Genomic DNA, 9306 nt, shown 5'->3' on the forward strand with positions numbered 1-9306 from the left:
GATATCGGGAAGTTCTGTTGGAAATACTGTAGCCTCCGGGTCATTCACAATTCCAATGATGAAAAACTCCGGGTTTAAACCTGAATTTGCTGCTGGTACAGAGGCTTCTGCTTCAACAGGAGGACAAATTATGCCACCGGTTATGGGAGCAGCAGCGTTTATTATGATGGAATATTTAGGAGTCTCGTATGGAGCAATTATGATAGCGGCAGCAATACCAGCAGTATTATATTTTACAGGAATTTTTATTGGTACCCATTTTGAAGCAAAAAGATTAGGGATATTGGGACTACCACCGGAAAAACTACCTAAATTAAAAGAACAAATGCTTAGATATGGGTATATGTTACTCCCGTTATTTGTGATTATCGGTACCGTGATGGTTGGCTTTACACCACAACGTGCTGCTATTTATGGGATTATCGCTGCATACTTAGTCAGTTTAGTACGTAAAGAATCACGCATGTCGTTTAGAAAAACAATTTATGTGTTGGAACAAGGGGCAAGAGTAGCTCTACCCGTAATTGCAGCAGTTGCAACGGCCGGTATTATTGCAGGAGTCGTAAGTATAACGGGTCTAGGTGCAAAATTTGCCTCTGGAATTATCGCTCTATCTGCAGGACATCTAATTTTAGCATTGTTTTTCACGATGATTGCTTGTCTCATTTTAGGGATGGGCTTGCCAACAACGGCTAACTATGTTGTAACTGCAACTATTGCCGCCCCTGCGTTAATAAATGGGTTTGATATTGCTCCGATTGCTGTTCATATGTTTGTCTTTTATTTTGGGATTGTTGCTGATATTACACCACCTGTTTGTCTTGCCGCATATGCAGGAGCCGGTATCGCACGAGCAAATCCGTTTATGAGTGGAGTCACGGCAGTTAAGCTGGCCATCGCAGCCTTTATCGTTCCGTACATTTTTGTCTATGATCCTATTCTTTTAATGGTGGATGCTACTTTCTTTAAAATGAGTATCGCTATTGCATCCGCTTTATTAGGAATGATCGGGGTTAGTAGTGCCATGCTAGGGTTTTATATCAGGCATTCGAAAGCATGGGAACGATTACTATTATTTATTGGTGGAATTTTATTAATCATGCCGGAAATGATAACCAACTTTATTGGAATCGCATTGTTACTTATTGTTTGGTTCATCCAAAAGCAGCGTGAAGATGATAGTGGTATAGGTGCACAATCTGTTACAAATCCCGCTTCTTCATAAATTTCTAAAAGAATTAATTGATATGTAAAGATTCAGATACACCCCAATAGTAGACATAAAGTCAATATATTGGGGTGTTTTTACGTGTCCATTTTCACCAAATGACAACTCTACAATTTTCCTTCCGAGTTAGCATGTTTTACCTCATTTGACAATTGATCGATCGTTTAAAATTACTTGTAAAGCATGAAATAGCTATGATAGTAAAATATAAAGGGTAATCGGATTATCATGTGTAATTACTCTTTACTGTTTTTCCTTTATTGTTCGGATTATGATGTGGAATATATTTAGAATAGTAGGGAATGAAAATAACAAAGGCTTCTTCCCTACTTGATTTTTAAAGTTTTAGCCAAGTATATTGCATGAACCTTTATTTTAATCCCGCAACACTAAATGGCCCTTCTATTGTCATGTTAGCTAGTTTCTGGGCCACATATTCGGGTGAATATTGCATGCCACTTTCAAGCCAATATGAAATAACGCCAATATATGCATGAGCTATATAAGAGATGAAAAATTCCATAGGGATTTCCATTTTATCTTGTTTAGAATGGAATTTTTCAAGATGAGTCGCCATATACTTTTTAATTATTTGCAGAAACTGTTGCTGAAAAGCAGGAATTCCACTTTCCTCCATCATTATTTTAAAAAAATCAGCCTGTTTGTAAATATATTGTGTTGCTCTTAAATAAAGTGATGTCGGAATATGTGTTGCCATTAAATCGTCATCGCTTTTAGGCGCGACTTCTTCCGCAAATGATAACAACTCCTCATCTATTGTTTTTTCCAGTAGATCATATTTATCATAAAAATGAGCATAGAATGTAGATCTGTTTATTTTCGCACGTTCTGTTAGTCTTTTAACTGTAATATTCTCAAACTCTTCTTCTTGAATAAGCATTAATAATGCATCTTTTAATAGCTGTTTCGTTTTGACGATACGCAAATCACTGGATTCACTCATAAGCATTTCCCCCATTTTTGTTGTTTATTTATATACTAAAAGACAATTTCGCTTCCAACGTTTTTTAAGCAACAGAACAATAAAAATAGTTGGTTGTATATTAATTATAACAAATATATAATTAATGGCAACAACATGTTGTTTATTTTGAAGGAGGGGGAAATGCACATGAAAACTTTATTAAAAAATAAAAGATTAATGTTAGGAATCTTTATTCCAGTTGTTTTTGCCCTTGGGCTGCTATATCTTTATTTACCTGCATTTAACGGTATAGAAGATAACATAGAAAAGATCAATGTCATTATCGTCAATGATGATAAAGGAATAGGTACAGAGATAACCAATCAAATTGAAACAAATGCACCTTTTAATTTAGTTGAGGAAACAAGTATAGATGAAGCAATGAACCAACTGAAAGAAAAAAAAGCGCATATGGTAATTGAAATCCCTAATGATTTTACGGCTAGTATTCAAGGAGGAAAGCCTGTTATAAATTTCACCATTGATGAAGCACGCCAACCTGCAATTGATTCTGCTATGGAAAAAGCAGCTGAAGAAATTACACAATTGTTGAATGAAAACATGTATAAAATGAAGAAGGGAAAAATAACATCTGGGATCGAGGAATTCTATACAAAAATGGAAGACGAAATGTCAGTGAATAAACCCCTACAACAATCAAAAGAAATTGTAGGGCATTCATTAGATAGCCTGGATTATACAAGTATAAACAGCAATATTGTTAAAATTAATGAGAACAATAATAGTTTAAACAATGTCTTACCATTATTAATCTTTCTAACGGTATTTGTTAGTGCATTAATTCGCACATTTTTGTATGAAAAAGAAGTTAATCTTGTGAAAGTTGAATCTCCATCTTGGCAGATTCTCTGGCATAAACAGGTCTTAAATATTTTGTCTGCAATCCTTTATCCACTAGCAATCTTACTTATTTTCTACAGTTTTAATATTGAAATTGCCACCAGCTATAGTATATTATGGGCGTTTTTATCTGTAGCATTTTTTATGTTTAGTTTATTTATTCAAGTATTTATTGATCTATTTTCAACTAAAGGTGTCGGATTTCTTATTTTACTTCTTCTAGTCCAGATATTAACTAGTGGAATTGTTTTGCCAATCGAACTTGTTACCAGATATTACACATGGATAAGTCCCTTCTTACCTGCTACCTATTTTACCGAGGGGATTTATACTGTCATATATTCGGGTTCTTCAATTGGAAATGCCCTTTTCGTAATGACAGTTTTTGGAATGGGCGCTTTTATCGTATCGCTTATTTATACAACAATTAAAAATAAAGGATAGAATTTGAAAATTAGACTTTCAATTTGAATCATGTGAGAAACCATATTGATTAAAAAAGGGATAGATTAGCAGGTACAATGCCTGTTTATCTATCCCTTTGCAATATTATAATGTGTGAACCATATCAATTTTATAAGTTCAGATATATTCCGAAAGGAAGAAAATAATTGTTACCAAATATTCTTAACCTACCTAACTTTGAAATTCTTGATATGAAAGAAAGTGAATATGATTACAGGTTTTTAGTGGAATCTATTAGCTCACAACCTACATATTGTCCCAAGTGTGGGTCAGTTCCTAACTTCTATAAACATGGTAAAAAGGAACAACTCTTTTTCGATTTACCAATACACGCAAAACGTGTCGGTATTTATGTAAAACGTCAACGGTTTATATGTAGGGAATGTAATGAAACGTTTTTTGAAAATCTCCCCGATATGGATGTTAATCGTTCGGTTACTAATAGACTTATAGGTTGGATTCAAGAAGCAAGTCTCGAAAAGACCTTTACCAGTGTTGCAGATGATATAGGAGTGGATGAAAAGACTGTTCGAAACATCTTTAATGATTATGTTGTCGAACTCGAAGCACAAACAGATTTTAGAACTCCCAAATGGCTTGGTATTGATGAAGTCCATTTATTTAAAAACTATCGTTGTGTTATTACTGATGTTGAAAATAAGTCGGTAATTGACATCTTACGAAAGCGGAATAAAGATATGGTCATCAGTTATCTTCTAAAGCTCACAGACATCGATAAAATTGAACTTGTAACAATGGATATGTGGAATCCTTATAAAAGTGCTGTTAATACAGTGATGCCTCATGTCAAAATTGTTATTGATAAGTTTCATGTAGTTAAATTAGCTAATGAAGCCTTGGAAAGGATACGAAAGGCAAACCGTCAAAGTGTGTCAGCCAAAGAGCGTAGGCAACTCATGAGAGACCGTTATGTGCTTCTAAAAAGACGAAAAGACCTTAATGACTTCGATGATCAGATTAAACTGCAGGTATGGACTGATATGTTCCCATTACTTGGTCAAGCCTATGAGCTAAAAGAGCAATTCTTTGACATCTATGAAGCTAAATCAGTCAATGAAGCTTATAAACTTTATCAAAATTGGCTTTTAAATGTACCTGAAGAGTTAATGACCTACTTCGAAGCTCTGATTAAGTCAATGAATAATTGGGAAGAAGAAATTTTCAACTATTTCAATTCTCCCATCACAAACGCCTATACAGAGTCCCTGAACCGTTTAATTAAGACAATGAATCATGTTGGTCGTGGATACTCCTTTGATGTTCTCAGGGCAAAGATTTTATTCACTCAAGGTTATCGTAAAGTAAAAAAGAAAAAGAAATTCAAAGAAGTTGAAGTTACATTCGGAAAAATGTTACCTGATCAATTCCCAAATTGGGAACAAGCTGGTTATGAATGGGTGTATGAGGAAATCTACGGTGCTGATTTTTCCACACTGATCAAGGCCATGGAAGAGGGTATCTTTTAACCCTCTTTCCACACTATTTTCCGATTACCCAATATAAATATCGTTTAAAAAACTAAGACGAGGATGCAATACTATGTTATCATTGGTAGGGAGTTAGAAAGGTGGTTTTGTGGAGTGAATGAACAGAACATTCAAACGTTACAAAATGATAATAAATTATATCAAACTTTATTAGTGATCGGAGTTGTGTTGATTGCATTTAATTTGCGTCCGGCAATCACGTCTGTAGGACCACTCATCGGAACAATCCGGGATGATGTTGGTTTTTCCAATTGGAGTGTAGCGTTGCTGACCAGCTTGCCTTTAATTGCGTTTGCCATCATGTCACCGATGGCACCCAAAATAGCTAATAGATTATCGAATGAAATGACACTTGTATTAGGCTTGTTAATCTTAATAATTGGCATTAGCCTGCGATCTATTTCTGTTGTTTTTTTAATATTTTTTGGAACGTTATGCATTGGATTAGGAATTGCAATTTGTAACGTGCTTTTACCAGGTGTTATTAAAGAAAAGTTTCCGACGAAGGTTGCGATTATGACAAGTATTTACACAACATCTATGTCACTACTTGCAACAACGGCTTCTGGTGTAAGCATTCCTTTATCAGAAGGACTAAACTTAGGTTGGCAAGTAGCCTTATTCGTTTGGATAACGCCTGCTGTCACCGGTTTGATTATTTGGCTGTTTATATATAAGAAAAGCAGAAAAGATAAACTTGAAAAACAAGTAAGGTTTTTTGAATCGAAACAAGGAAGCAGTATCTGGAAGTCTAAACTTGCTTGGAAAGTTGCATTATTTATGGGGTTCCAGTCATTAATTTTTTACGTAACGATTTCATGGTTACCTGAATTATTGATGGATGAAGGAATGAGAAAAGCAACTGCAGGTTATATGTTGTCTTATTTTCAGTTACTTGGAATTCCGATTAGTTTTATGATCCCGATGATAGCCGTTCAAATGAAATCACAAAGAGGGTTAGTATTAGCAAATAACATCCTTTATATAATTGGTATTGTTATTTTATTATGTAAGCCGAGCTTTGCGTTAATTATTTTTGCGATATCACTTATTGGAATAGCTTCTAGTGCAAATTTTGCTCTTTCATTGTCATTTCTTTCTATTCGGGCAAAAAATGCCAAGGATGCGGCTGAACTTTCCGGAATGGCACAATCGATTGGGTATTTACTTGCAGCAATTGGCCCAATTTTTATTGGGTTTATTTATGATATTACCCATGCGTGGACAGTTCCACTTATCATATTAATTGGAATCACGTTTATTATTATTTATGTTGGTATGCAAGCGGGTCAAAATAAATATGTATTGGAAAATTAAAGGAGATTGTTATGTCGAAAATAAAATTAATAGCTCTCGATATGGATGGAACATTATTAAACGATGATGGTGAAGTTACGCCTTATACGCACGATGTCATCCAACAGGCGTTACAACGAGGTGTTGAAATTGTTCTAAGTACAGGTAGACCTTTGCCATTATGTGCTACATTTTCCGAAGAACTTAATTTGTCGTCCTATATTATTACATCTAATGGCGCTGAAATTTGGACTTCCGATCATGAAATAATTGAACGTTATCCATTAAACGCTGAAAAAATTGAAACATTATGGCAGCTTGGAAACGAACGAAATTTACATATGTGGTTAGTTGCGACAGATCAAATCTTTGTTAATGCTAGGAGACCCGAAAAGTTTGCGGATCATGAATGGTTAAAAATTGGGTATGGAAATTTAACAGAAGCGACAAAGACTGAATTATTGAATGAACTGAATAATTTCAAAGACATTGAAATAACGAACTCGTCGCTAACGAATATTGAAATAAATAAATTTGGCATAAATAAAGCTTATGCGATTGAAACGATTTGTAAACGAATGGATATAACAATGGATGAAGTGATGGCAGTTGGGGACAGTCTAAATGATTTTAAAATGATTGAACAAGCCGGAATTGGAGTAGCAGTTAAGAATGCACAGCAGTTGATTCTTGAAACTGCTGACTTTGTAACAGATACAAATAATGAAAATGGCGTAGCAAAGGCAATAGAAAAATATGTTTTAAAGCAAGAATAAACGGTCTGTAAAATGGACCGTTTTTTTAGCAGATATGAAAGTATAAAACTTTCTTGACTCGCTCACTGGCTAAAAGCTCGGGCGTCTTGGGACAGGAACTACGCTTGCTCGTCTTCACGAAGGACATTTACTTTTTCGTTCGTCCCACCGTAAAGATTTGTCTCAGGCGTAAGTCACTTGCACGTCAATCACTCGTAAGTGCAATTAAGGCTTGCACTCACGAAGCATAAGTGCAACATCACCTAGTCACCGTTGTTACGGCTTCGAGGAAGGCCGACTAAGAACAGGCTCTCTGCCTAACGCCGGAATACCCCTAGTGATGAGGGCACGTTTTCTTTAACGAACGCCAAGTTTTCTAATGAATACTTTCCGTTTGAAAGGAAAGACTAATAGTAGTGAGAATGTTAATCGAAAAAAATCGAGAAGTGAGACAACCAAAATTAGCTTAGCAAATTGGGCGAGTATTGCAAGCAAGTCTAAACTATTTCGTTATGTCAACTTTCTTTATTTTCAAAAAAGAGGTATAATAAAGATAAGTGAAAGGGGATGGTACAATGGCTTTTTCTAGAGGACCAAAAGAACCATTACCAGAGGTTGAAACGAATGTATGGTCATGTACAAATGATGACTGTCAAGGTTGGATGAGAGAATCATTCAGCTTTGCTAAAGAGCCTGAATGTCCACTATGTCAATCCGACATGGAACAGGAAATTCGAATTCTTCCAGATTTAGAATAAAAATAATGATATTGGACTGAAATGAGAAGGTTTTAGTCTATTTTATTTTACAACGAAAAACTTGGGATAAGCCCAAGTTTTTGTGTTTTCAACTACATATCAAATTATGGATAAGGTGTTGCTCAAGTTGAAGTTGAAGTTGCTCAAGTTGAGAAGGAAGGTTGCTCAGTTCGGATGAAATCCCAGCAAGGATCATTAATATCACATATAAATTGGTAACGGATACTATGCAAAGCCGGCTGTATTTAAATGTGATAATATAATTAGAGTTTTCTAAGAAGGAATTTTGAACCAGAACGTTTAAAAATGATGAAGAAGCGATGGAGTCTGCAAATGATAATGCACGGATTAAAACTCCCAAGACAATAGATGGTAAGTTTTTTACAACTTGACTATAATTATTGCATCATAATTAGGAATGTACAATATACTAAAAGTAAGAGGAAATGATATTTAAAATGGTTGAAAGTGTATCAGCGACTTACAGATTTTCCGAACGGGAAAGCCCACTGTCTTTAGACATGGGATGAAAGTGAGGTAAAGTACGGAGTGATACAAAAAACGAAGGTTTGTACCACTTCAAGTATTTGAAATTCTTTTTTCTTAAGAAATGCATGAAAATAAAATCAAAAAAGGTACAAATGTTCCTGTTTATGTTATAATTGAAGCAGGAGGTGGGCAACTTGCAAACGATCACACTTAAGCTAGAGCTTCAAAAACCGACAAAAGAGAAAATGGCAATGTACCGTAAAATGACAGCGATAAATACCGCTTTTTCGAATTGGCTTTTGGGTTTTGACGAACTTCAAACAGCTACTTCGAAAGTGTTTAAACGTTATTCGGATGAGCCATTTCCTTCCGCTATTGTCAATCAAACGATTCGGGCAGTAAAGTCGAAAAAGAAAAAACAGAAAGCGGAAACGTTTCGTTGTATGTGGTGTAGCTTCAATAATCAAAACTTTAAGGTGGAAAAAGAAAACGGGTTATATAAAGTTTCTTTTCCTACACTAGAAAAGCGGGTTGGTGTGCCTGTCGTCTATACGGACCATCAACAGCGGTGGCTTGACAAACTTTTGTCTGGCACGGTTAAACAAGGCGCTGCGGAACTTTTTGAAAAAAGAGGGCAGTGGTTTGTCGCAATCGCCTTGTCCTTTAAAGTGGAGAAAAAGCAAGCCGATCAAGCTTCATCGAGCACCATGGGCATTGATATCGGATTGCGCCAGCTTGCTGTAGCTACTATTGGAACGACATCTATCTTCTTCTCGGGAAAGAAAATAGCATATCGAAGAAGGCGCTTTGCCTCCCGCAGACGAAAACTTGGGAGCTTGAAGAAACTTGATGCTATTCGCAAATCGAAAAACAAGGAATCTGCTTGGATGAAAGAAACAAACCATAAGATAAGCCGTCAAATTGTCAAATTCGCATTGGAGAACGGTGTTCATCTAATTCG

At 35.6% G+C, this 9306-nt stretch carries 8 protein-coding genes; 7 read left to right on the plus strand and 1 reads right to left on the minus strand.

Annotated elements, in window-relative coordinates; genetic code table 11:
* Nucleotides 1-1225 (plus strand): TRAP transporter permease (locus tag ACPYKA_RS15445; protein WP_479543110.1); only part of this gene is annotated, 1225 nt, incomplete at its 5' end.
* A 373-nt stretch (nt 1226-1598) separates the two neighbouring features.
* On the opposite strand, the gene ACPYKA_RS15450 is transcribed toward ACPYKA_RS15445, so the two are convergent.
* Nucleotides 1599-2192 carry a TetR/AcrR family transcriptional regulator gene (locus ACPYKA_RS15450; protein ID WP_479543111.1) on the minus strand — a complete coding sequence of 198 codons (594 nt, stop codon included), beginning with the start codon at nt 2190-2192 and terminating at the stop codon, nt 1599-1601.
* A 168-nt stretch (nt 2193-2360) separates the two neighbouring features.
* On the opposite strand from ACPYKA_RS15450, the gene ACPYKA_RS15455 reads away from it, so the two are divergent.
* The 6 genes from ACPYKA_RS15455 to ACPYKA_RS15480 form a co-directional block, all read left to right on the plus strand.
* A complete protein-coding gene (locus ACPYKA_RS15455) occupies nt 2361-3518 on the plus strand; it encodes a YhgE/Pip domain-containing protein (protein ID WP_479543112.1) in 1158 nt (385 codons plus the stop codon).
* A 167-nt stretch (nt 3519-3685) separates the two neighbouring features.
* The gene (locus ACPYKA_RS15460) at nt 3686-5026 is read left to right on the plus strand and encodes an ISL3 family transposase (RefSeq protein WP_479543113.1); all 1341 of its coding nucleotides are present in this window, start codon (nt 3686-3688) and stop codon (nt 5024-5026) included.
* Between the two features lie 114 nt (nt 5027-5140).
* Nucleotides 5141-6364: a CynX/NimT family MFS transporter gene (locus tag ACPYKA_RS15465; RefSeq protein WP_479543114.1), complete on the plus strand. Its 1224-nt coding sequence runs from the start codon at nt 5141-5143 to the stop codon at nt 6362-6364.
* 11 nt (nt 6365-6375) lie between these two features.
* Nucleotides 6376-7119, plus strand: a complete 744-nt coding sequence (locus ACPYKA_RS15470) for a Cof-type HAD-IIB family hydrolase (RefSeq protein WP_479543115.1) — start codon at nt 6376-6378, stop codon at nt 7117-7119.
* Nucleotides 7120-7673: 554 nt separating this feature from the next.
* A complete protein-coding gene (locus ACPYKA_RS15475; RefSeq protein ID WP_479543116.1) occupies nt 7674-7856 on the plus strand; it encodes a cold-shock protein in 183 nt (60 codons plus the stop codon).
* A 683-nt stretch (nt 7857-8539) separates the two neighbouring features.
* Nucleotides 8540-9306, plus strand: a 767-nt coding sequence (locus tag ACPYKA_RS15480; RefSeq protein ID WP_479543117.1) for a transposase, incomplete at its 3' end; no start/stop codon positions are given.

It is taken from the genome of Pseudogracilibacillus amylolyticus (SeqCode), from assembly GCF_051918545.1.
Taxonomy (GTDB): domain Bacteria; phylum Bacillota; class Bacilli; order Bacillales; family Amphibacillaceae; genus Pseudogracilibacillus.